Here is a 20,801-nt window from a genome sequence, read left to right as displayed (position 1 = left end):
GGCCCGCAGATCGCGGAGGCGGCGCGCGAGCGCGGCGTGCAGCTCGCCGAGGTCGCCAAGGAACGCGGCCCGGTGCTGGCCGAGGTCGCCAAGGAGCGCGGCGCGCAGCTGGCCGAGGTCGCCAAGGACCGGGGGCCGGTGCTGGCCGAAGCTGCGAAGGAACGGGGAACGCAGCTGGCCGAGGTGGCCAGGGAGCGGGGGCCGGTGCTGGCCGAGGCCGCCAAGGAGCGCGGCGCGCACCTGCTCGATGTCGCCCTGACCCGGGGTGCGCACGCGGCCGACGTCGTGCGTGAGCGGGCGGAGCGATTCGAGGAGGCGGCGCGGGAACGCCGGGCCGCGACCCACTGACGGCCGGACCACGGTGCCGGGGCTGCCCCGAGATCCGTGGTCTGTCACCGGTGCCCGACCCGGCGGAGAATGAACACGGGTCGGGCCGTATCGCCGAAAAATGCACGCCGAGAACCGCGCGAAGTGGGCAATCCACGCGAATCGGGTTTGGCGGGCGCATTCGGCGTGAATACTGCATGTTCGCAGTGCTTTTCGGAGAGTGGGATTCAGCTGATGGTGTCCGGTCGTGAAACGTCCAAGTACGCAGTGCGCGCCGCGGTGGTCGGCGTCGCGATGACGATCGGGCTGCTCGGTCCCGCCGCGCCCGCGTCGGCGCTGCCGGGCTCGGGCTCGGCGACCGGATCGGCCACCGGGTCAGCGGATCTGGCCTCGGGCTCGGCCTCCGGGTCCTCGAGCGCGGGTGCCGCGGGCGCCGCCGGCGCCTACCTGACCTGGCAGTCGGCGCAGTTCATCCAGAAGGCGATCCAGATGCTGCTCGCCGTCCCGCGTAATCAGCTGTAGGGCGGTTACTTCCAGGCCCGTTCCCAGCGTTCCGCCGCCCAGTCCCGCACGTCGGGGCTGAGCGCGATCGCGGGTAGCAGCAGCGCGAAGCCGATGACGAGCACGGCGAGCCGGACCCAGACGCTGAGTTCGGCGACGGCGCGCAGCAGCGCGGGCAGCACGCAGATCGCGGCGAGGACGACCAGGACGACGGCCGCGAGATTGCGGCCGGGGCCGGCGATCAGCGCGGCGCAGGTGCCGAAGCACAGGCCGAGGACCAATCCGCCGACGCCGACGAAGTAGTTGTCCCAGGCGAGCCAGCTCGGGCGGGCAGACCGTTGAGTGACCACGCGGCGGAGCTTAGCGCGCTCAGTCGTGCGCGCGCGGAGGTCTGGGCCACGGGTTTTCCTCGATCCGTTCGACCGAGTGGTTGAACTTCTGCATGAGCCTGCTCAATTCGGCCACGTCGTCGGGATCCCAGTCGGCGACGACGACGCCGATGCCCGCGGCCCGGTGCTTCTGATCGGCGGCCAGCGCGGCCTTGCCCTCGGCGGTCGCGCGCACCTTCCTGGCGACGCCGCCGTCCGGATCGGGCACCCGCTCCACCAGGTTCTGCTTCAACATCGCGCCGACCTGGCGGTTGATGGTGGAGATGTCCAGCTGGAACGCTTCCGACAGTTCGCGCAGGCTCAGCGGTTCGCCCAGGTCCAGGCGGGTGAGGATGAGGAACGCGGAGCGGTCCAGCGCGAACCCGGGCCTGCGCCGCGTCGTGGTGGGGAAGTGGCGCGAGATCAGGTTCAGCTCGAACACCAGGCGGGTGAACGGGGTGTCGTCGGCGGGGCCGGAATCGGACATATGCCAACTATGTCGCGTGGATCACCGCGAATCAAAATTGTGTACTATACACATGCTGTGTACGGTGCATAATGTGTCTGTTACCGCGGCCGACGTCACGCCGGCCTCTCCCGAAACCCGCGGCGTCACGCCGGCCGTGCTCATCGCTGTGCTCAGTACTGTCGGCGTCGTCGTCTCGCTCATGCAGACGCTCGTCATCCCGATCATCCCGTCGCTGCCCGGCCTGCTGAACACCTCGGCGTCCAACGCCTCCTGGGTGGTCACCGCCACGCTGCTGGCCGGCGCGGTCTCCACGCCCATCTCGGGCAAGCTCGGCGACATGTTCGGCAAGCGGCTGGTGCTCGTCGTCAATCTCGGCTTCATGATCGTCGGCTCGGTGATCTGCGCGAGCTTCTCCTCGCTGCTGCCCGAGATCGTCGGCCGCTCGCTGCAGGGCGCCGCGGTGGGCGCGATCCCGCTGGGGATCAGCATCATGCGCGACGAACTGCCCGCCGAGAAGGTCGGCGGCGCGATGGCCGTGATGAGCGCGACCCTCGGCGTCGGCGGCGCGATCGGCCTGCCGTTCGCGGCCGTGATCGCGCAGAACGCGAACTGGCACGTGCTGTTCTGGACCGCCGCCGGACTCGGCGCGGTGTGCGCGGTGCTGGTGTTCGTCTTCGTGCCGGAATCGCCGGTGCGCACGCCGTCGCGGTTCGACTTCGGCGGTGCGGTGGGCCTGTCGATCGCGCTGCTGACGCTGCTGATCGGCATCACCAAGGGCGCCGACTGGGGCTGGGCCAGCGCCTCCATCCTGATCCTGTTCGCCGTCTCGCTGGCGAGCTTCCTGCTCTGGGGTGTCTACGAACTGCGTCAGTCCGCGCCGCTGGTCGACCTGCGGGTCTCGGCGCGACCGCGGGTGCTGTTCACCAACCTGGCCTCGATCGCGGTCGGTTTCGCGCTCTACGGCATGTCGCTGACCTTCCCGCAGTTGCTGATGGCGCCCGAGGCGACCGGCTACGGCTTCGGCCTGTCGATGGTGGTCGCCGGTCTGGCGATGGCGCCGACCGGTCTGGTCATGATGCTGCTCTCGCCGGTCTCGGCGCGGCTGTCGGCGAAGAAGGGCCCCAAGCTGACGCTGGCCCTCGGCTCGGCGGTGATCGGTATCGGCTACCTGTGCGCGGTGGTGATGATGGACAGCGTCTGGCAGATCGTGCTGTCGGCGGTGATCGTCGCCGGTGGTGTCGGCCTGGCCTACGCCGCCATGCCCGCGCTGATCATGGGCGCGGTGCCGATCAGTGAGACCGCCGCGGCCAACGGCCTGAACTCGCTCATGCGCTCGATCGGCACCTCCACCTCCGCGGCCGTGATGAGCGTGGTGCTCGCGCACATGACCATGCAGCTCGGCCCGCACGTGCTGCCCTCGCGCGAGGGTTTCCACACCGCCTTCTTCATCGCGATGGCGGGCGCGGCGGTCGCGATCGTGCTGACCGCGCTCATCCCGATCCGCAAGGCCGACTGAGGGCTCAGTCCGCCGGGATCGGCGCGTAGACCACCAGCGACCAGTCCCGGCGCGGCACCAGCGACGAGCCGAGCGAATGCACGGTCATCGCGGTCGTCGCGCCGGTCGCCGGATCGCGCAGATACATGCGCGGCCCGTCGAGGCTGTGCGCCCCGGCCGGGTCGCTGGTCCAGAACTTCGTCCACTCGGGCGCCTGCGCGCAGGTCTCGACGATCTCATCGATCCGCTGCTGCGGGGCCAGGCCCGGCCCCATCAGCCGGAACCCGTACACGCACAGGTGCGTCTGGGTGTCCCAGTCGACGAGCGCGGTCCTGGCGCGCGGGTCGAGCAGCATCCACTCCAGCATCGAGGCGCCCGCCTCCAGGCCGGGGAACCACTGCCGCCACGCGGCGTTGGTGGCCACCACGTCGAACGTCGGGTGCATCTGCAGGCTGGCCGGATGGGTGATCCCGTCGAGCAGGACCAGGTCGGTCGGTCGAACCAGCGGCAGCGGCACGGATTCGTAGCGCGCGGCGATCGCCAGCGAGATCAGGTGATCGCGCATCACGTCCGGGACGGTGAGCGCGTCGAACAGCACGGTCAGCGCCTCGAGCGTCGGCGGCCGGGTGCCCTGTTCGATCTTCTGGATGAGCGCGGGCGAGATGCCGGCTACGGCGCTGAGCGCCGCCCGGGTCAGTCCCGCCGATTCGCGGCGTTCGCGCAGGTACCGAGCGATCGGCGGATGCGGGTTCTCCACGTCGGGTGCTCTTTCGGCTAGTCGGTCGTCTTCGGCGTGAACGTGATCATCGACCAGTTCCGCCGGGGCAGCGCGAAATCGAGATTGTGCATGGCCAGGGTGGTCGGCTCGCCGGTCTCGGCGTGCACCACGGTCACTTCCGGGTCGTCGAGGGCGTGCGGCCCCGGCGGCTCGGTGGTCCAGAAATACTCCCATTCCGGCGCCGCGGACAGGATCGCGATCAATTCGTCGATTCGCGCCTGCGGCATCGAGCTGGGGCCCATCAGGCGGAAGGCGTAGACGCTCAGGTGGATGTGGCGCTCCCAGTCGTGGATCACCGCGCGCGACGTCGGGTGCAGCAGCATCCACTCGAGCACGGTGATGCCCGGCAGCAGGCCGGGGAACTGCTTGCGCCACGCCTCGTTCACGGCCAGCACGTCGAACGCCGGATACTCCTGCAGGCTGGCCGGATAGGGCAGGCTGTCGATCAGCAGCCGGTCCGCCGCCGGGACCGAGGGGGCGCTGGCGGGCAGCGGGCTGTCGAAGCGATGCGACAGCGACATCATGATGATGTGGCTGCGGAACAGCTCGGGGACGTCGAGCGCGTCGAACAGCGCCGCGAGGGCCTCCAGGGTCGGCGTGCGGGTGCCCTGTTCGATCTTCTGGATCAGGGCGGGGGAGATGCCCGCGGCCTGGCTCAATGCCGCCCTGGTCAGGCCCGACGATTCGCGACGTTCGCGGAGATATCGGGCGATCGAGACGTGGGCGTCCTCCACCTGGGCGATCCCGCCTTTCTGGCCGTACTGGGACAAACTGGGACAGTCGTCTAGCTTGACCGACAGTAAAGCGTTCGCAAAAATTCTCACAGCCGGACGGGACAGCGCCCGGCTGTCAGTCCATCGCGGCACGGTGATCCAGGCCGGAGTACGCGCTGGTCAAGACTGTGTGTTCCGGAGCGGTACGTGTTCGAAACCACGTCCGCGCCCCGTGCGTGGACGTCGCCGGAGGGGACGGCACGCACGCTGGATGCGCGCCGAGAGCGCGGTAGCGAGCCGATACCCGGGTGGCGCAGGGGTCCACCCGGTGATCGTCTCCCACCCGGCCCGCTCCGGAGCACGCAATATTCGCGGCCCGTTTCGGGAACCGCGGCCGTCTCCGGTTCGTCTTAGAGATCAGAAGACAGATCGAAAGCGGGGGGCGATGACGCTAGTGCAAGCCGAACGTACCGGTCGCCGGGGGCGCTGGGCGCTCGGCATCTCGGGATTGCTCGCGGTGACGGCCGTGGTCGTCGTCGGATGGGTGTGGTGGCAGCACGACTGGGGCGAGCAGTTCCCCGCGCTCGACAGCGAACACCTCGACGAACAGCAGATCGCCCTGGTCGACGTGCTGCGTCGCGAATACGACCGCCCCGGCGCCGGAACGAAGTACGCCGAGGGCGTCGAGGAGGCCTGGTGCGCTGATTTCGTCAGCTGGACGATGCGCGCGGCGGGCAGACCGCTGGCCAATCCGAATTCCGGCTCCTGGCGCATCCCCGGCGTCTACACCCTGACCGAGTACTACCAGCAGGTCGGTCGGTTCACCCCCGGTGACGTCGGCTACCGGCCCCGCACGGGCGACGTGGTGCTCTACGGCCCGGCCAGCCCGCTCGGCCAGCACACCAACATCGTGCTGAAGGCCGAGGGCGACACGATCACCACGATCGGCGGCAACGAGCTGGGCGGGGTACGGGTGCGCACCATCCGACCGGCCGAAACCGCTGATCTGGTCGGTTATGGACGTTTCTGAAATCGATTGTCGCTCAAGACAACTGCCATGAAGCTGGACGGCGGTACCACGCGGGTACCCGTACGATGGAAGCGGTGGCGCCCGGCAGCGCCCCGGCCGACCCCTCCGTCCTGCTTCCCCCTCATCGGCAGGACGGGGGTGTCGTGCCATCACCCGGGGGTTTCCCTGCGTCACGTACGGTGTCCGATGTGCGCGCGAAGGTGACCGAGCAGGCTCGACGAGACCCGAAGTGGATCGAGTACGCCGATTTCGGCGAGCGCTTCGTCACCTACGCGGTGACCGAGGAACGCATCGCCGCCGCGGTGGCGGGCATGACCGGCCGCGGCGTGAAGATCGGTCCGTTCTCCCTCGGCCCCGCCGGACTCGCCGGTTTCGTCGCCGAGGGCGCCCTCGGGACACCCGTGGTCACCCGCAATCCCGGTGACGCCCTGGCCTTCGGTGTCCGGATACCACTGACCCTGGCGGTGAACCTGGTACTCGGCGGGCGCAAGCTGCGCCTGGCCGCCGTCGTCGAGATCGGGCTGACGCTGCACGCGCGCACCGCGCAACCGCTGCTGGTGGTGATCGACGTGGTCCCCGTGACCGCCAAGGACGTGAGCTTCACGCTGCGCGCCGAGGCCATCGACACCGCCTGGGAGATGCTGCTCGACCCGATCGCGGGCCTGGTGCAGCGCGAGGTCGCGAACCGGGTGAACGCCATCGTCGGCGACCCGAAGGTCCGCTCCGAGCGGGTCTTCGACATCGAGGCCATCCTCGACGGCTACCGCTCGCCGCATCGCAACGACACCGTCTTCGAGTGGATCGACTTCCGCGAGTTCGGCCTGCGCTTCTTCACCCACATCGTCACCAGGGAACGCGTGCACGACGTGGTCGCGCAGATGGCGGGCAGCGAGATCGTGGTCGGCCCGCTCTCGGAGGGTCCGCGGGGCGCGGCCACGGTGACCGTGCGCGGCGCGATCGAGCAGGCGCGCGTGATCGACCGCGGGATGGGCGCCCCGGGCGATCCCCGGGTGTTCGACATGACGCTGCCCGTCGGCCTCGACATCACCGTCGACGTGCTCAAGGCCAATCACTACCGCGCCGACCTGGAGATTCCGCTGGTCCTCACGGCCAGGGCCGCCGAGCCGCTGCAGATCGTCATCGACGTGCCGCCGCCCGCGCTCGAGGACATCTCGATGGAATTCACCGCAAAGGGGCTGCGCGCGGCCACCCTGGCCCGGCTGGCCGGGATCAAGAAGCAGGTGATGGCACAGGTCGTCGCCGTGGTCAGCACCGAGCTGGCCGATCCGTCGGGCCGCACCATCGACGTGGGCGCGGCCATCGACAGCGCCACCTGACCTGTGTGACAGCTGGGACGAAAGTGACCTTTGGTTCTGGCGGTTCCCCTGTGGTTGTGGTGAAATGAGTGCACGTTCGAGGCTCCCGGCGCGCGGGATTCGGGGAAGGCGCGCCGGGCACGCTGCCGGTTGAAGGTCGGGTTGCGCGAAGGAGCTCTGCGATGCGTTCTGTTCCGGTGACCCGGCGGGAGTTCTTCGGCTTCGCCGCCGCCGCGACCACGGTCGGGCTCGGCCTGGCCGCCACCTCCGCCGCACCCGCGGCCGCCCAATCCTTCGGCACCCTGGTCGATTACGCCGCGGGCGTGCCCTCGGCCGAGGCGATCAGGGACGCGGGGCACATCGGCGTGATCCGCTACGTCTCCGACCGCAGGCCCGGCGCGGAGTGGATGGCGGGCAAGCCGCTGCTGGCGGCCGAGGTCGAGCAATTGTGGGCGGCCGGGTTGTCGATCGTGTCGAACTATCAGTTCGGCAAGGGCCCGACGGCCGACTGGCGCGGCGGCCTGGAAGCGGGCAAGCAGCACGCCGAGCGCGGCTGGGAATTGCACACCGCCGCCGGTGGTCCCGACACCGCGCCGATCTACGCCTCGATCGACGACAACCCCTCCGAGGAGGAGTTCGACGAGATGATCGCGCCCTACATCGAAGGGTGGCAGTCGGTGCTCGGCGCCGATCTCGTCGGCATCTACGCCAACACCCCCACCATCGACCGCGCGCTCGACGCCGGGCTGGGTTCCTGGTTCTGGCAGCACAATTGGGGCACGCCGAAGGGCTATGTGCACCCGGCCGCCCAGCTGCACCAGTTCGAGATCGACAAGCGCGATATCGACGGCATCGGCGTCGATCTGAACCGGGTGCTGGCCACCGACTACGGCCAGTGGTGAGCTAGGTCTGGCAGTGGCAGGTCGGCGCGAGCCGGAGATCCGGCTCGTCGTCGGGGATGACCCGCAGCGCGGCCCGGCCTTCGGGTTCGGCGAGCACGCCGCGCCACGACAGCAGCGACCAGCGCGACAGACCCGACAGCGCCGAACCCAGGCTCGCGAACGAGCCCGAGGAGATCGCCGACCCGAACGAGCCGACCGAGCCGATCGAGAGCACCGAGCCGACGCTGCCGATCGACAGGATCGAATAGGCCGAGCCGATCGACAGGATCGAACCCTCGGATCGGTAGGACAGGATGGAGCGGCTGGACCGCCTGCTGCGGATCGACCGAGCGGCGCGGGATGAACCTTGCGTGGTCGCCATGGTTCTCGGTCTACCACATCGCGATGCCCGCGGGAACCCGCCGACAACGACAGAGCCCGGCCGGTTCCCGAGGGAACGGACCGGGCTCGGTGCGTCGCGGACCTAGACGGTGAAGAAGCCCAGGGTCGGCATGAAGGTGCAGGTGCGCGGGGCGGCGCCCTCGGCCTGCGTGGTCAGCGAGCCGGAGACGACGGCGACGACGCGACCGTGGCCGGTGCTGGCGATGGCCGAGAGGGTGGCCGGGCCGCCGGGGTTGATCTTGGCCTCGTCGGTCAGCGTCTGGATCGCGGACTGGCGGGTGTCGAGGTTGAGCCACTGCACCGTCATCGGCGGGTTCTGCTCGGCGGTCGGCGCCTTGGTGCCGAGCGCGGTGAACACGAAACCGGCCTGACCGGCGGCGACGCCGGGCGGGGGCAGCTGGGCCGGGCCCGCGACCGCGAGCGCGGTGCCGACCGAGTCGGCGCCGTCGCCGATGCAGCCCTTGCCGATCGTCGGGTACAGGAACTGCGCGATGACCGGGCCGTCCTGCGGGATCTCCGGGCCACCGCCGCCGCTGCCGTCGAGGAAGGTGATGATCCGCTCGAGCGTGGACTTGATGGCCGGCGGCAGGTTCAGCGTGGCCAGCAGGGCGCGCGCCTGATCGAGCAGCGCGGTCTGCGGGCTGGCGACGTCGGCGGGGCCGGCGATCAGGCCCGCGACGGCGGGGGCGAAGGCGGCCAGCGCGTCGACCGGGACGCCCTCGGGCACCATCGGAACGCTGATCGGCGCGGCCTGCGGAGCAGGTGCCGGAGCGGCGATGGTCGACGCCGGCGCGGCGAGCATGGCGCTTGCCGCAATGGCGAATGCGGTCGTTGCGATCCGCGATCCTCGGCTACGAAGCACTTGTCCAGCCGTCCTTACCTCGGTGTTGCGATGGGGCGAGGGGTATCGAGCCCTTCGATGTCGGGGTCACTCTAAGGACATCGCTGCCGTGTTGTACAGCCGCCCGGCCGCTGGCGGCGAACCGGCGGCCGTGTTCATCGACGCTAACCCCCGTTGGTGTTACAGCTGGGGATGTTGATGCAAATGTTACCGATGGTGTCGCGCGCCCTCGCGCGAACCCGTGCGCGCGGCTGTCCGTGGTCGCCCGGTTAAGGTGAGGAAAGCACCGCGACGCCGCCCACTCGACCGAAAGCCTGGCATTGAACCGACACCTCCGATGGGCTCTCGCGCTGCTCGGATTGTCCGTGCTCGCCAGGCTGGGCTGGATGCTGTTCGCGAAGAACGGCCTCAATGTCGTCGATCTGCACGTGTATGTGGACGGCTCGGCCGCGCTGCTCACCGATCGCCTCTACGACTTCACCTACGCGGAGAAGACGCCGGACTTCCCGCTGCCGTTCACCTATCCGCCGTTCGCCGCGCTGGTCTTCTTCCCGCTGCACTATCTGCCGTTCGCGGCGGTCGCCGTCGGCTGGATGCTGGCCACCGTCGCCGCGCTCTACGGCGTGATCCGGATCAGCTTCGAACTGCTGCTCGGCGCGGAGCGGGCCAAGCGGACGCGGTGGATCACGGCCGCGGTCGGCTGGACGGCGCTGGGCGTCTGGCTGGAGCCGGTGCGCACGACGATCGACTACGGCCAGGTCAATGTGTTCCTGGTGTTCGGCGCGATGCTGGCGGTGCGCAGTGCGCGGTGGTGGATTTCGGGCACGCTGGTCGGCGTGATCGCCGGCATCAAGCTGACGCCCGCGATCACCGGGCTGTATTTCGTGGCCCGCCGCCGCTGGGCGACGGTGCTGTGGTCGGCGGCTGCCTTCGGACTGACCGTCGCTGTGAGCTTTCTCATCAACGCGCACGAGGCGAAGCGGTACTTCGGCACGCTGCTCGGGGATGCGGACCGGATCGGGCCGGTGGGGTCGGTGTGGAACCAGTCGCTGCGCGGCGCGCTGAGCCGGATCCTCGGCTACGACGTGCAGTCCGGGCCGTGGTGGCTCGCCGCGGTCCTGGTCACGGCGGTGCTGGCGGTCCTCGCCTGGCGCACGCTGGGCCCCGACGACCGGCTCGGCACCCTGGTGCTGGTGCAGCTGTTCGGCCTGATGATCTCGCCGATCTCCTGGTCGCACCACTGGGTCTGGCTGATCCCGACGGTGCTGTGGCTGCTCTACGGCCCGCTGCGGGAGCAGCGCGTCGCGCGGATCATCGCCGGATTCTGGGTGCTGACGATGCTGATCGGCGTGCCCTGGGTGCTGTCGTTCGCGCAGCCGACCATCTGGACGATCCCCCGGCCGTGGCCGCTGGCCTGGCTCGGCGCGGTCGACGTGATCGGGGTGTTCGTGCTGCTCGGCTGGCTGATCTGGCACGGCCGCGACACCCTGCGCGCGCAGGCGCGTGGGCTGGGTCGCCGGGCCGAAGTGCCCGCCGCGAGCTGAGGTTTCAGCCGCCGACGAGGTTGTCGATGGTGTGCGCCATGGCCGTGTCGTTGGCGGTGAGGCCGCCGGCCGAGTGTGTACTCAGGGTGAATCGCAGTGTGCGCCATCGGATATCGATGTCGGGATGATGATCGGCCGCCTCGGCCGCCGTGGCGACCTTGCGGACCAGTTCGATGCCGGCCGGAAACGACTCCGCCTGCACCGTGCGGGTGATCGCGTCGCCGTCGCGTGACCACTCCGGGAGGGTGGCCAGGGCGATGGTGATCTCGGGATCGGAGAGCAACGCCGGTTTCGGAGTACCCATACCTGCAGTTCTACGCCTGCTTCGGGCGGCACGCATCGCCCGTGGTCATCCGCCTCAGGCCGCACGCGCGTGTTTGAGCGCCTTTTTGAGATCTTTACCGCACACTCCGGCGGCCTCGGCCTTCTTCATGCGCATGATGACGACGGGGCATTTGAAGCAGCGCGTCTTCTTTCTGCAGCACTTTTTCTTCGGCTTCAGGCTCGACACCTTCTTCGCCTTCACCTTGCCCATGAGGGTTAGCGTACCCTAAGTACAAAGCCTGACACGTGCGTGCCACTCCGGTACCGGTAGGGTGTAACAGGCCGCGATGCCAGATGAATGCGCGCCAATACACCAACAGCAGGAGGATTGAGGCGTGTCGTCTACACGCGATTTTCGCAACGTCGCCATCGTGGCCCACGTCGACCACGGCAAGACGACGCTGGTCGACGCCATGCTTCGTCAGTCGGGCGCGTTCGCTGAGCGAGCCGAACTGGTCGACCGGGTCATGGACTCCGGAGATCTGGAGCGCGAGAAGGGCATCACCATTCTCGCCAAGAACACGGCGGTCCACCGCCATCACCCCGACGGCTCCGTCACCGTCATCAACGTGATCGACACCCCCGGCCACGCCGACTTCGGCGGTGAGGTCGAGCGCGGCCTGTCCATGGTCGACGGTGTCGTGCTGCTCGTCGACGCGTCCGAGGGCCCGCTGCCGCAGACCCGGTTCGTGCTGCGCAAGGCGCTCGCGGCCAAGCTGCCGGTGATCCTGGTCGTCAACAAGACCGACCGTCCCGACGCCCGGATCGAGGAGGTCGTCGAGGAGTCGCACGACCTGCTGCTCGACCTGGCCTCCGACCTCGACGACGAGGCCGCCGAAGCCGCCGAGCTGGCGCTGGACCTGCCGGTCCTGTACGCCTCCGGCCGCGAGGGCAAGGCCTCCAAGGAGCGTCCCGAGAACGGCTCGGCGCCCGACGCCGAGAACCTCGACGCCCTGTTCGATGTGCTCATGGAGAACATCCCGGCGCCCAAGGGCAACCCGGAGGCGCCGCTGCAGGCCCACGTCACCAACCTCGACGCCTCGGCCTTCCTCGGCCGTCTCGCCCTGGTTCGCGTGCACAACGGTGAGCTGCGCAAGGGTCAGAACGTCACCTGGATCAACGCCGAGGGCGCCAAGCAGGTCAAGATCACCGAGCTGCTGCAGACCATCGGTGTCGAGCGTCAGCCGGGCGAGGTCGCCGTCGCCGGTGACATCGTCGCGATCGCCGGTATCCCGGACATCATGATCGGCGACACCCTCGCCGACACCGAGAACCCGGTCGCGCTGCCGCGTATCTCCGTCGACGAGCCCGCCATCTCGGTGGTCATCGGCACCAACACCTCGCCGCTGGTCGGCCGGGTGCAGGGCCACAAGCTGACCGCCCGCATGGTGAAGTCGCGCCTGGACCAGGAACTGATCGGCAACGTGTCGCTGCGCGTGCTCGACATCGGCCGTCCCGACGCCTGGGAGGTGCAGGGCCGTGGTGAGCTGGCGCTGGCCATCCTGGTCGAGCAGATGCGCCGCGAGGGCTTCGAGCTGACCGTCGGCAAGCCGCAGGTGGTCACCAAGACCGTCGACGGCAAGGTGCACGAGCCGTTCGAAGAGCTGACCATCGACTGCCCCGACGAGTACCTGGGCGCCATCACCCAGCTGCTGGCCGCCCGCAAGGGCAAGATGGTGCAGATGAGCAACCACGCCGCCGGCTGGGTGCGCATGGAGTTCATCGTCCCGTCGCGTGGCCTCATCGGCTTCCGGACCGTGTTCCTCACCGAGACCCGCGGCACCGGCATCGCCAACGCCGTCTCCCACGGCTACGCGCCGTGGGCCGGTGAGATCCGCGCCCGCCACACCGGTTCGCTGGTGTCGGACCGCGCGGGCACCGTCACCCCGTTCGCGATGATCCAGCTGGCCGACCGTGGTCAGTTCTTCGTCGAGCCGGGCTCGGACACCTACGAGGGCATGGTCGTCGGCATCAACCCGCGTGCCGAGGATCTCGACATCAACGTCACCCGCGAGAAGAAGCTGACCAACATGCGCAGCGCGACCGCGGACACGTTCGAGACCATGGCCAAGCCGTTGCAGCTCGACCTGGAGCTGGCGATGGAGTTCTGCGCCGGCGACGAGTGCGTGGAGGTCACCCCCGAGGTCGTCCGCGTGCGCAAGGTGGTGCTCGGCGCCAACGAGCGCGCTCGCGACCTGTCGCGCCGCAAGGCCCGCGACCGCGCGGTGAGCAACTCCTGATCAGGTTCTGACAGTGGGACGGTACTTCGGTACCGTCCCACTGTCGTTTCCGCAGAGACCGGTGCCGTGATCCGGACAGATGGGCGAGGTAGGGTGCCAGAGTGAGTTCGGGGGTCAGACGCGCGAGGTGGCGCGTGGCGGTGATGGTGATGACGGCCTCGACGGCGGTCCTCGCCGGTTGCACCGCGAATCCACCGCCGCCGATCGAGAGCACCGATTCGCCCAAGACCACCCAGGCCAAGCCGGGGAAGAACACGGTCGTGGTCGCGATCGACGACATCGGCATCGGGTTCAATCCGCATCTGCGCTCGGATCAGTCGCCCGCCACCAACGCGGTGAGTTCGATGGTGCTGCCGAGCCCGTTCCGGCCGGTGGCGGCGCAGGCGCATCCGGCCGTGGTCGACTGGGTGCCCGACGCCTCGCTCATCGAGTCGGCCGATGTCACCGCGCAGGAGCCGTTCACGATCACCTACACGCTGCGCAACCAGGCCAACTGGTCCGACGGCGCCCCGATCGCGGCCGAGGACTTCCGGTTCCTGTGGCAGCAGATGACGACCCAGCCCGGCGTGGTCGACCCGGCCGGCTACCGGCTGATCTCGGACGTGGCGTCGTCCGGGGGCGGCAAGACGGTCACCGTGACGTTGACCCAGCCGTATCCGGCCTGGCGCGAACTGTTCTCGAACCTGCTGCCCTCGCACCTGGTGAAGGACTCGCCGGGCGGGTTCACCAGCGGTCTGGTCGACCGGATTCCGGTCTCGGGCGGCAATTTCACGATCAAGTCGGTCGACCGCGGGCGCGACGAGATCCTGCTCGAGCGCAACGACCGCTTCTGGGGCACCCCGGCCGCGCCGGACCAGATCCTGTTCCGCCGCGGCGGTACGCCTTCGCAGCTGGCCGAGTCGCTGCGCACCGGCGACGCGCAGATGGCGCTGGTGCACGGCGGCGTCGCGACCCAGGCCCAGCTCGCCGCGATCCCGTCGGTGCGGACCACGATCATGCCGCAGGCCCGCGAGCTGCAACTGGCGCTCAACGGCCGCTCGGGTGACCTCACCGACGTGCGCGTGCGCAAGGCGGTGCTCGCGCTGCTCGATCCCGCGCTGCTGGCCACCGTCGGCGCGCAGACCGGCGGCTGGGTGGAACCCGCACGCGCCCAGGTGCTCCCGCCGTCGAGTCCCGGCTACGTCCCGACCGCGCCGCCCCGGCTGAGCACCGAGGAAGCGTTCGCGCTGCTGGCCGAGGCCGGTTTCGGCCGCGCGCCGGAGACGCCGCAGACCGGCTCGCCGACCTCGCCCGCGCCGCGCCCGCGCTCGGTGGCGCGCAACGGCAAGGGTCTGTCGGTGCGGATCGGCGCCGTCAACGAGGACGCGGCCGCGCTGGCCGTGGCCAATACCGCCGCCGACCAATTGCGCAGCGCGGGCATCGATGCCACCGTGCGCGGCGTGCCCGCCGACGAGCTGTACGGCAAGGACCTCACCGAATCCGCGATCGACGCCATCGTCGGCTGGGAGCTGGCCGGGGACGACCCCGCGACGGTGCTGGCCTCGCGCTACGGTTGCGCCCCGCCGGAGCTTCCCGGCGCCGACAGCAAGGCGCTGGCGGCGGCTGAGGCCTACCGCAAGGCGCCCAGCAACATCGGCGGCGTGTGCGACCCGACCCTGCAACCCTCGATCGACGAGGCGTTGCGCGGCGTCGAGGTGCCGCGCGTGCTGGCCGAGGCAGAGCCCAAGCTGTGGGAACTGTCGACGGTGCTGCCGATCGTGCAGGACAACGTCGTCGCCGCGGCGGGCCCGCGGGTGGACGGCGTCTCGCTGGCCGGTGCGATCCAGGTCGGCATCTTCGCAGACACGGCGCAATGGCGGAGGATCCCGTGACGCATTCGACCCGCGAGACCGGCGGCCTGCTGCTGGTGCACGCCCACCCCGACGACGAAACCCTCACCACCGGTGGCACGATCGCGCACTATCGCAAGCGCGGCCGTCCGGTGACGGTGGTGACCTGCACCCTCGGCGAGGAGGGCGAGGTCATCGGTGCGCGCTGGGCGGGCCTGATCGCCGCCGAGGCCGACCAGCTCGGCGGCTACCGCATCGCCGAACTCACCGCGGCGCTGGACGCGCTGGACGCGGGCGCGCCGTGGTTCCTCGGCGGCGCGGGCCGCTGGCGCGATTCCGGCATGGCGGGCACGCCGTCGGCCGCGCATCCACGGGCCTTCGTGAACTCCGGCGACGCCGCGGTCGAGGCGCTCGTCGAGGTGCTGCTGGAGCTGAAGCCGAAGGTCGTGGTGACCTACGATCCGCGCGGCGGCTACGGCCACCCCGACCACATCCGCGCGCACGAGATCACCACCGCGGCCGTCGCGGCGGCGGCCGAGCGGGGCTGGGACGTGCCCAAGTTCTACTGGACCGTCACCGACGGCGACCTGCTGCGCCAGCACACCGCCGCGCTGGCCCGCCGCACCGTCGACGAGTTGCCCGGCGCGCTGCCCGCCGGTTGGCGGTTGCCGGTGGAGGCCGAGCTGGCCGCCATGTCGACGACGGGCGTGACCACCGTGGTCGACGTCTCCGACGCCGTCTCGGCCAAGCGCGCCGCGATGCGCGCGCACGCCACCCAGGTGACCGTCGCGCCCAGTGGCCGGGAGTTCGCCCTGTCCAACAACATCGCGTTGCCGGTGCTGCCGGAGGAACACTTCACGCTCGTGCGCGGTACGCGCGGCCAGGTGGGCGCCGACGGCTTCGAGCACGACCTGTTCGCCGGCCTCGACTGAGTCGCTAGCCACGGGGTTGCCGTGCCTGCCGGGTGGGTCGACCGGTAGGTTTCCGATGTCCGCGTATCCGGGTGTTCTCAGCACAAGGGGTGGCGTCATGACCGTAGTGGGTGATCGGCCGGAACTCGAAGACGAGGATGCGGGTTACCACAAGTCCCTGGGCAAACGGCAGCTGATGATGATCGCCATCGGCGGCGCGATCGGGACCGGGTTGTTCCTGAGTTCCGGTGGCAGGCTGGCCAGTGCGGGGCCGTCGCTGTGGATCGTCTACGCCGTCTGCGGTGTGTTCGTGTTCTTCATCCTGCGGGCGCTGGGCGAATTGGTGCTGCACCGGCCGACCTCGGGCTCCTTCGTCTCCTATGCCCGCGAATTCCTCGGGGAGAAGGCGGCTTTCGTGGCCGGCTGGATGTACTTCCTGAACTGGTCGATGACCGGCATCGCCGACTCCACCGCGATCGCGTTGTACTTCCACTACTGGTCGCCGCTGACGGTGGTGCCGCAGTGGCTGCTGGCGCTGATCGCGCTGGTGATCGTGCTCATCGTGAACCTGGTGAGCGTCAAGGCCTTCGGGGAGATGGAGTTCTGGGCGGCGCTGGTGAAGGTGACGGCGTTGTGCGCGTTCCTGGTCGTCGGCACGGTGTTCCTGCTCGGCCGGTTCACCGTCCGCGGCGAGCCGACCGGGCCGCCGATGATCGCCGAGTACGGCGGGCTGTTCCCGACCGGCATCCTGCCGCTGGTCACCGTCACCTCGGGGGTCGTGTTCGCCTACGCGGCCGTCGAGCTGGTCGGCACGGCGGCGGGAGAGACCAAGGACGCCGAGAAGCTGATGCCGCGGGCGATCAATTCGGTGATCCTGCGGATCGCGGTGTTCTACGTGGGGTCGCTGCTGCTGCTCGGACTCCTGTTGCCCTACACCGCCTATCACGCGGGCGAGAGCCCGTTCGTCACCTTCTTCGCCGCGCTCGGCGTGCCGGGAATCGGTTCGCTGATGAACATCGTGGTGCTCACCGCCGCCTTCTCCAGCCTCAACGCCGGGCTGTACTCGACCGGCCGAATCCTGCGCTCGATGTCGGTGCGCGGCAGCGCGCCCCGGTTCACGGCCGTGATGAGCAGCCACGGCGTGCCCTACGGCGGAATCCTGCTCACCTTCGGCATCGCCCTGCTCGGCGTGGTGCTCAACGGCGTCGTCCCCGATCAGGCGTTCGAGATCGTGCTGAACCTGGCCTCGCTGGGCATCCTGGCCTCCTGGGGCACCATCGTGCTGTGTCAGTTGCAGATGTGGCGGCTGTGGCGACAGGGCCGGATCGAGCGCCCCGCGTTCCGGATGATGGGCGCGCCCTACACCGGCCTGCTGACGTTGGCGTTCCTGTTCACCGTGCTGGTCCTGATGGCGATCGACCGGCCGGTGGGCACCTGGACGGTGGCGAGCCTGGTGCTCATCGTGCCCGCGTTGCTGATCGGCTGGCGCATCGCCGGGCCACGCGTGCGGGCGGCCCGGTCGACCGGTTCGGCCGAATAGACTCGCCCCCATGGTGACCGACTCCGCTCAGCCCGCAGGCACGTCGACCGCCGTGCTGCGGTCGGTGCGTCTGCCCGCCCGGTTCGACCCGGTGATCTCGGGGTTGATCGTGGTGCTGCTGCTCGTCGACGCGCTGATCACGCTGGCCGTCGAGGTGCTGTTCCTGCCGCTCTACGTCGGTGCCGTCGCGCTGCCGGTGGCGGCGCTGCTGGCCGCCCCGATCAATGTGGCGCTGGTCTACGGGATGGAATCGGTGACCTCCCGGCTCGGTTTCGCCTTCGCGCCGATCGTGGTGTGGGTCTTCGGATTCCTGGTGGCGGCCTCGCGGGGTCCCGGCGGCGACGTGCTGCTCAGCAGCGACGGTCGCACCCTGCTGCTGCTCGCCTGCGGGGTGCTCGCGCCGGCCGCTTACCTCTACTACCGCTCCAACGTGGGCCTGTTCCGGAGCTGAGGCGTCAGTGGCGCCGGGTCTCGGCGCCGTCCAGGATCAGATCGATCGCCTCGGAGAACTGACTCACCTTCCCGCCCGCCGCCTCGGCGACGACCTGCTCGCGCTGGGCGACATAGCGCCGGTGCAGGCGCGGGTACCGCTGCGACGCGGCGGCGCTGGCCGCCATCACCCGGTCGACCCACTGCTGCGGCGGCAGTCCGCTGCGGGCGATGGTCGTCAGCATCACGGCCTCGTTCGCGCACGAGCCGACGATGAACCGGAAGGCCGTGTTGGTGGTGACGTCGACGACGTCGTCGGGGAAGCCGCCCGCCTCCACGAGCGACAGCATCGAGTCGGTCAGCCGCATCATGTTGGGGCCGAGGTAGGTCAGCGCCGCGTTGCCGAACACGATGGTGACCCACGGGTGGGCCAGCAGGGTCGCGCGCAGGCCGTCGGCCTGTTCGTGCACCGTGGCCCGCCAGTTCGCCGGGTCCGGCTCCGGGAACGGGACCTCTCCGATGACCTGGTCGACGACCAGTTCGAGTAGCTCGTCCTTGTTCGCGACATGGGTGTAGAGCGAGGTCGCGCCCGCGCCGAGCCGGGCGCCCAGCTTGCGCATGCTCAGCGCGTCGAAGCCTTCTTCGTCGAGCAGCGCGATCGCCTCGGCGACGATCTGATCTCGGCTCAGCGCGGGCTGATCTCGGCGTTCGCGGGTCGGCCTGGTCCACACCGATGCGATCTCGGTCGAGTTCGTGCTGCCCGCGGCCATCGCTGCCTCCTGTGCTGGTGATGTGTCGGTCTCCACGTCGCGTGTGCGCACAGCATAGCTCGCTGTGAACACTGTACGGATTTCGAACGGCGTTCCTGTTGCGTACGACGTTCAGTGATCGTACAGTGTTCGACATGACCGCACAGTGTGCGGCGATAGTCGAGAGGAGAGCAGAATGGACACGCTCGCAACACCTTCGGCGGACCCGGTGGTCCGCAACCCCCGCCGGTGGCTGATCCTGATCGTGCTGTGCCTGAGCTCGCTGGTGCTGGTGGTGGACAACATGGTCCTCACCGTCGCCATCCCGCAGATCGCCACCGATCTCGACGCGAGCGCACAGCAGATCCAGTGGATCATCGACGCCTACCTGCTGGTGTTCGCCGGCCTGCTGCTCACCTCGGGCAGCCTGTCGGATCGGTTCGGCCGCAAGCTGGTGATGGTGATCGGCCTGGTCCTCTTCGGCGGCGCGTCACTGCTGGCCGCCTACGCGGGCAGCGCCGAACTGCTGATCGCGGGCCGGGCGCTGATGGGCATCGGCGGTGTGCTGATCATGCCAAGCACGCTGTCGATCCTGATCACCGTCTTCGACGACGACGAACGACCCAAGGCGATCGGCGCGTGGAGCGCGGTGGCCACGGTCGGCATGGTCGGCGGCCCGATCGTCGGCGGCGTGCTGCTCGATCATTTCTGGTGGGGTTCGGTGTTCGTGATGAATGTGCCGATCGCGGCGGTCGCCATCGTGGCCGCGCTGGTGCTGATGCCCGAGTCCAAGGGGCCGTGGCGCAGGCCCGACCTGCCCGGCATGCTGACCTCGATCATCGGCATGACCGCGCTGGTGTGGACCATCATCTCGGTGCCGCACGCGGGCTGGACCGATCGCGACGTGCTGGTCGGCTTCGCCGTCACGGTCCTGGCCCTGGGCGCCTTCGTGATTCGCGAACTGCGCACCGACGAACCGATGGTGCCGCTGCAGCTGTTCGGCAACCGCACCTTCACCGGTTCCAGCTTCTCGCTGGTCCTGGTGACCTTCGCCAACGGCGGTCTGGTCCTGGTGCTCACCCAGTACCTGCAGTTCGTGCTCGACTACTCGCCGATGCGGACCGCGCTGGCCTTCACCCCGATGGCGGTCACCCTGCTGATGGCCAACGGCACCGGCGCGGTGCTGGTCGGGAAGCTGGGCGCGCGGATCGTCACCATCGCCGGTCTGTTCGTCGTCGCCGCGGGCTTCGCGGTACTGGCCACCCTCGACGCCGGGGCGAGCTTCATTCTGCCCGCCGTCGCGATGGCCTTGCTCGGCGCCGGCGGCGGCCTGGCGATGCCCGCCGCGATCGGCGCGCTGATGAGCGCGGTACCCGAGGACCACGCCGGCGTCGGCTCGGCCCTCAACGACACCATTCAGCAGGCCGGTGCGGCGCTGGGTGTCGCGGTGCTCGGCGCGGTGCTGGCGGGCACCTTCGCCGGCGCCATGCCGGATTCGGCGCCCGCCGTGGCCAAGGAGTCGATCGCGGGCGCGCTCGGCACCGGAGACGGCACCGTCATCGGGCTGGCCCGCGATGCCTTCTGCACCGCCATGCAGGTCACCTTCGGCGTCGGTGCGCTGGCCTCGGTCGCCGCCGCCGTGCTCGCCGTCCTCCTGATGCGGGATGCGAAAGCCGATGCGGGGGAGCCGAAGCCGGAGCTCGAGGCGGCGGCCGTCTAGGTCACCGGGCGCGGAGTCGGCGCGTCCGCGGGTTGCGGTTGCTGCCACGGCCACCGGCCGGTGAGCTCGAGCTCCAGCGAATAGCTCAGGAACGTCCGGACCAGCACAATCAGCGCCAAGACCCCGACACTGGTGAACGTGGGTGCGATGGCGACGGTTCGGATGATGTCGGCGGCGACCAGGAATTCCAGCCCGAGCAGGATGGCTCGGCCGAGGCCGCGCCGGTAGACCCGGTAGGCGAGGTCGAACTCCGTGTGCCCGGCCAGCGCGCGGAGGAACTTGACGGTCCCGACGAGCCCGCCGATGACGATCGCCGCCACGCCGGCACCGTCGAGCGCCTGACCCGCGGTCTCGATGATCTCGGTGAACTCCACACCAACCACCCTCCGTCCGC

General features: G+C 69.7%; 21 protein-coding genes and 2 pseudogenes. 13 read left to right on the top strand and 10 right to left on the bottom strand.

Annotation, left to right across the window (positions count from 1 at the left end; all coding sequences use genetic code 11):
• Both V8688_RS09765 and V8688_RS09760 read left to right on the top strand, forming a co-directional pair.
• Positions 1-348, top strand: a pseudogene (locus V8688_RS09765) (DoxX family protein); the annotation flags it as partial.
• 213 nt (positions 349-561) lie between these two features.
• Positions 562-849 carry a hypothetical protein gene (locus V8688_RS09760; RefSeq protein WP_218719856.1) on the top strand — a complete coding sequence of 96 codons (288 nt, stop codon included), beginning with the start codon at positions 562-564 and terminating at the stop codon, positions 847-849.
• A 5-nt stretch (positions 850-854) separates the two neighbouring features.
• On the opposite strand, the gene V8688_RS09755 is transcribed toward V8688_RS09760, so the two are convergent.
• Positions 855-1,178 (bottom strand): hypothetical protein, encoded by a 324-nt coding sequence (locus tag V8688_RS09755; RefSeq protein ID WP_218719857.1) that lies wholly within the window; start codon positions 1,176-1,178, stop codon positions 855-857.
• A 19-nt stretch (positions 1,179-1,197) separates the two neighbouring features.
• Complete coding sequence (locus V8688_RS09750) at positions 1,198-1,683, bottom strand: MarR family winged helix-turn-helix transcriptional regulator (protein WP_218719858.1); 486 nt, start codon at positions 1,681-1,683, stop codon at positions 1,198-1,200.
• 136 nt (positions 1,684-1,819) lie between these two features.
• Here V8688_RS09750 and V8688_RS09745 point away from each other — a divergent pair, with 136 nt between their 5' ends.
• Complete coding sequence (locus tag V8688_RS09745; protein ID WP_218719955.1) at positions 1,820-3,181, top strand: MFS transporter; 1,362 nt, start codon at positions 1,820-1,822, stop codon at positions 3,179-3,181.
• 4 nt (positions 3,182-3,185) lie between these two features.
• Here V8688_RS09745 and V8688_RS09740 read toward each other — a convergent pair whose 3' ends face one another.
• Positions 3,186-3,917: a helix-turn-helix domain-containing protein gene (locus tag V8688_RS09740; protein ID WP_342800655.1), complete on the bottom strand. Its 732-nt coding sequence runs from the start codon at positions 3,915-3,917 to the stop codon at positions 3,186-3,188.
• 17 nt (positions 3,918-3,934) lie between these two features.
• The gene (locus V8688_RS09735) at positions 3,935-4,708 is read right to left on the bottom strand and encodes a helix-turn-helix domain-containing protein (protein WP_342800654.1); all 774 of its coding nucleotides are present in this window, start codon (positions 4,706-4,708) and stop codon (positions 3,935-3,937) included.
• A gap of 388 nt (positions 4,709-5,096) precedes the next feature.
• Between V8688_RS09735 and V8688_RS09730 the strand changes: the two genes are divergently transcribed.
• The 3 genes from V8688_RS09730 (at position 5,097) to V8688_RS09720 (ending at position 7,899) form a co-directional block, all read left to right on the top strand.
• Positions 5,097-5,681: a CHAP domain-containing protein gene (locus tag V8688_RS09730; protein WP_218719860.1), complete on the top strand. Its 585-nt coding sequence runs from the start codon at positions 5,097-5,099 to the stop codon at positions 5,679-5,681.
• A 188-nt stretch (positions 5,682-5,869) separates the two neighbouring features.
• Positions 5,870-7,018, top strand: a complete 1,149-nt coding sequence (locus V8688_RS09725; protein WP_342800653.1) for a hypothetical protein — start codon at positions 5,870-5,872, stop codon at positions 7,016-7,018.
• 161 nt (positions 7,019-7,179) lie between these two features.
• On the top strand, positions 7,180-7,899 hold the full coding sequence (locus V8688_RS09720; RefSeq protein WP_218719861.1) for a DUF1906 domain-containing protein: 720 nt from the start codon (positions 7,180-7,182) through the stop codon (positions 7,897-7,899).
• 1 nt (position 7,900) lies between these two features.
• Here V8688_RS09720 and V8688_RS09715 read toward each other — a convergent pair whose 3' ends face one another.
• Both V8688_RS09715 and V8688_RS09710 read right to left on the bottom strand, forming a co-directional pair.
• Positions 7,901-8,260 carry a hypothetical protein gene (locus tag V8688_RS09715; RefSeq protein WP_218719862.1) on the bottom strand — a complete coding sequence of 120 codons (360 nt, stop codon included), beginning with the start codon at positions 8,258-8,260 and terminating at the stop codon, positions 7,901-7,903.
• 102 nt (positions 8,261-8,362) lie between these two features.
• Complete coding sequence (locus V8688_RS09710; RefSeq protein ID WP_255588181.1) at positions 8,363-9,082, bottom strand: hypothetical protein; 720 nt, start codon at positions 9,080-9,082, stop codon at positions 8,363-8,365.
• A 350-nt stretch (positions 9,083-9,432) separates the two neighbouring features.
• On the opposite strand from V8688_RS09710, the pseudogene V8688_RS09705 reads away from it, so the two are divergent.
• Positions 9,433-10,665 (top strand): annotated as a pseudogene (locus V8688_RS09705) (mannosyltransferase); the annotation flags it as partial.
• A gap of 4 nt (positions 10,666-10,669) precedes the next feature.
• Here V8688_RS09705 and V8688_RS09700 read toward each other — a convergent pair.
• Entirely contained in the window at positions 10,670-10,969 is a 300-nt protein-coding gene (locus V8688_RS09700; RefSeq protein ID WP_342800652.1) for a 4a-hydroxytetrahydrobiopterin dehydratase, read from the bottom strand.
• A gap of 54 nt (positions 10,970-11,023) precedes the next feature.
• Entirely contained in the window at positions 11,024-11,200 is a 177-nt protein-coding gene (locus V8688_RS09695) for a hypothetical protein (RefSeq protein ID WP_167456179.1), read from the bottom strand.
• A gap of 124 nt (positions 11,201-11,324) precedes the next feature.
• Between V8688_RS09695 and typA the strand changes: the two genes are divergently transcribed.
• The 5 genes from typA (at position 11,325) to V8688_RS09670 (ending at position 17,960) form a co-directional block, all read left to right on the top strand.
• Positions 11,325-13,229, top strand: a complete 1,905-nt coding sequence (gene typA / locus V8688_RS09690; RefSeq protein WP_218719865.1) for a translational GTPase TypA — start codon at positions 11,325-11,327, stop codon at positions 13,227-13,229.
• A gap of 143 nt (positions 13,230-13,372) precedes the next feature.
• Positions 13,373-15,100, top strand: coding sequence for an ABC transporter family substrate-binding protein (locus V8688_RS09685; RefSeq protein WP_218719959.1), 1,728 nt, complete (start codon positions 13,373-13,375; stop codon positions 15,098-15,100).
• Positions 15,097-15,990: an N-acetyl-1-D-myo-inositol-2-amino-2-deoxy-alpha-D-glucopyranoside deacetylase gene (mshB, locus tag V8688_RS09680; protein WP_308248570.1), complete on the top strand. Its 894-nt coding sequence runs from the start codon at positions 15,097-15,099 to the stop codon at positions 15,988-15,990. Before V8688_RS09685 ends, mshB begins: the two co-directional genes overlap by 4 nt.
• A 97-nt stretch (positions 15,991-16,087) precedes the next feature.
• The gene (locus V8688_RS09675; RefSeq protein WP_316575963.1) at positions 16,088-17,509 is read left to right on the top strand and encodes an amino acid permease; all 1,422 of its coding nucleotides are present in this window, start codon (positions 16,088-16,090) and stop codon (positions 17,507-17,509) included.
• A gap of 10 nt (positions 17,510-17,519) precedes the next feature.
• Positions 17,520-17,960: a hypothetical protein gene (locus V8688_RS09670; RefSeq protein ID WP_342800651.1), complete on the top strand. Its 441-nt coding sequence runs from the start codon at positions 17,520-17,522 to the stop codon at positions 17,958-17,960.
• 4 nt (positions 17,961-17,964) lie between these two features.
• Here the strand turns inward: V8688_RS09670 and V8688_RS09665 are convergent, their stop codons facing one another.
• Positions 17,965-18,708, bottom strand: coding sequence for a TetR/AcrR family transcriptional regulator (locus V8688_RS09665; protein WP_342800650.1), 744 nt, complete (start codon positions 18,706-18,708; stop codon positions 17,965-17,967).
• Positions 18,709-18,883: 175 nt separating this feature from the next.
• Here V8688_RS09665 and V8688_RS09660 point away from each other — a divergent pair, with 175 nt between their 5' ends.
• Positions 18,884-20,407 (top strand): MFS transporter, encoded by a 1,524-nt coding sequence (locus V8688_RS09660; protein WP_342800649.1) that lies wholly within the window; start codon positions 18,884-18,886, stop codon positions 20,405-20,407.
• Here V8688_RS09660 and V8688_RS09655 read toward each other — a convergent pair.
• Complete coding sequence (locus V8688_RS09655; protein ID WP_316575961.1) at positions 20,404-20,781, bottom strand: DUF1622 domain-containing protein; 378 nt, start codon at positions 20,779-20,781, stop codon at positions 20,404-20,406. The genes V8688_RS09660 and V8688_RS09655 overlap by 4 nt on opposite strands.
• Positions 20,782-20,801: the final 20 nt, after the last annotated feature.

Source organism: Nocardia sp. No.11 (assembly GCF_038752175.1).
GTDB lineage: Bacteria > Actinomycetota > Actinomycetes > Mycobacteriales > Mycobacteriaceae > Nocardia > Nocardia canadensis.
The sequence above is the reverse complement of the archived record's forward strand: the minus strand, read 5'-3'. Positions and strand labels throughout refer to the sequence as shown.

Excerpts from the sequence above, each read along its gene's own strand:
- V8688_RS09760 (WP_218719856.1), top strand. The coding sequence starts at position 562 with ATGGTGTCCGGTCGTGAAACGTCCAAGTACGCAGTGCGCGCCGCGGTG.
- V8688_RS09750 (WP_218719858.1), bottom strand. The coding sequence starts at position 1,683 with ATGTCCGATTCCGGCCCCGCCGACGACACCCCGTTCACCCGCCTGGTG.
- V8688_RS09730 (WP_218719860.1), top strand. The coding sequence starts at position 5,097 with ATGACGCTAGTGCAAGCCGAACGTACCGGTCGCCGGGGGCGCTGGGCG.
- V8688_RS09720 (WP_218719861.1), top strand. The coding sequence starts at position 7,180 with ATGCGTTCTGTTCCGGTGACCCGGCGGGAGTTCTTCGGCTTCGCCGCC.
- V8688_RS09715 (WP_218719862.1), bottom strand. The coding sequence starts at position 8,260 with ATGGCGACCACGCAAGGTTCATCCCGCGCCGCTCGGTCGATCCGCAGC.
- V8688_RS09710 (WP_255588181.1), bottom strand. The coding sequence starts at position 9,082 with ATGCTCGCCGCGCCGGCGTCGACCATCGCCGCTCCGGCACCTGCTCCG.
- V8688_RS09700 (WP_342800652.1), bottom strand. The coding sequence starts at position 10,969 with ATGGGTACTCCGAAACCGGCGTTGCTCTCCGATCCCGAGATCACCATC.
- V8688_RS09695 (WP_167456179.1), bottom strand. The coding sequence starts at position 11,200 with ATGGGCAAGGTGAAGGCGAAGAAGGTGTCGAGCCTGAAGCCGAAGAAA.
- V8688_RS09685 (WP_218719959.1), top strand. The coding sequence starts at position 13,373 with ATGGTGATGACGGCCTCGACGGCGGTCCTCGCCGGTTGCACCGCGAAT.
- V8688_RS09675 (WP_316575963.1), top strand. The coding sequence starts at position 16,088 with ATGACCGTAGTGGGTGATCGGCCGGAACTCGAAGACGAGGATGCGGGT.
- V8688_RS09670 (WP_342800651.1), top strand. The coding sequence starts at position 17,520 with ATGGTGACCGACTCCGCTCAGCCCGCAGGCACGTCGACCGCCGTGCTG.
- V8688_RS09665 (WP_342800650.1), bottom strand. The coding sequence starts at position 18,708 with ATGGCCGCGGGCAGCACGAACTCGACCGAGATCGCATCGGTGTGGACC.
- V8688_RS09660 (WP_342800649.1), top strand. The coding sequence starts at position 18,884 with ATGGACACGCTCGCAACACCTTCGGCGGACCCGGTGGTCCGCAACCCC.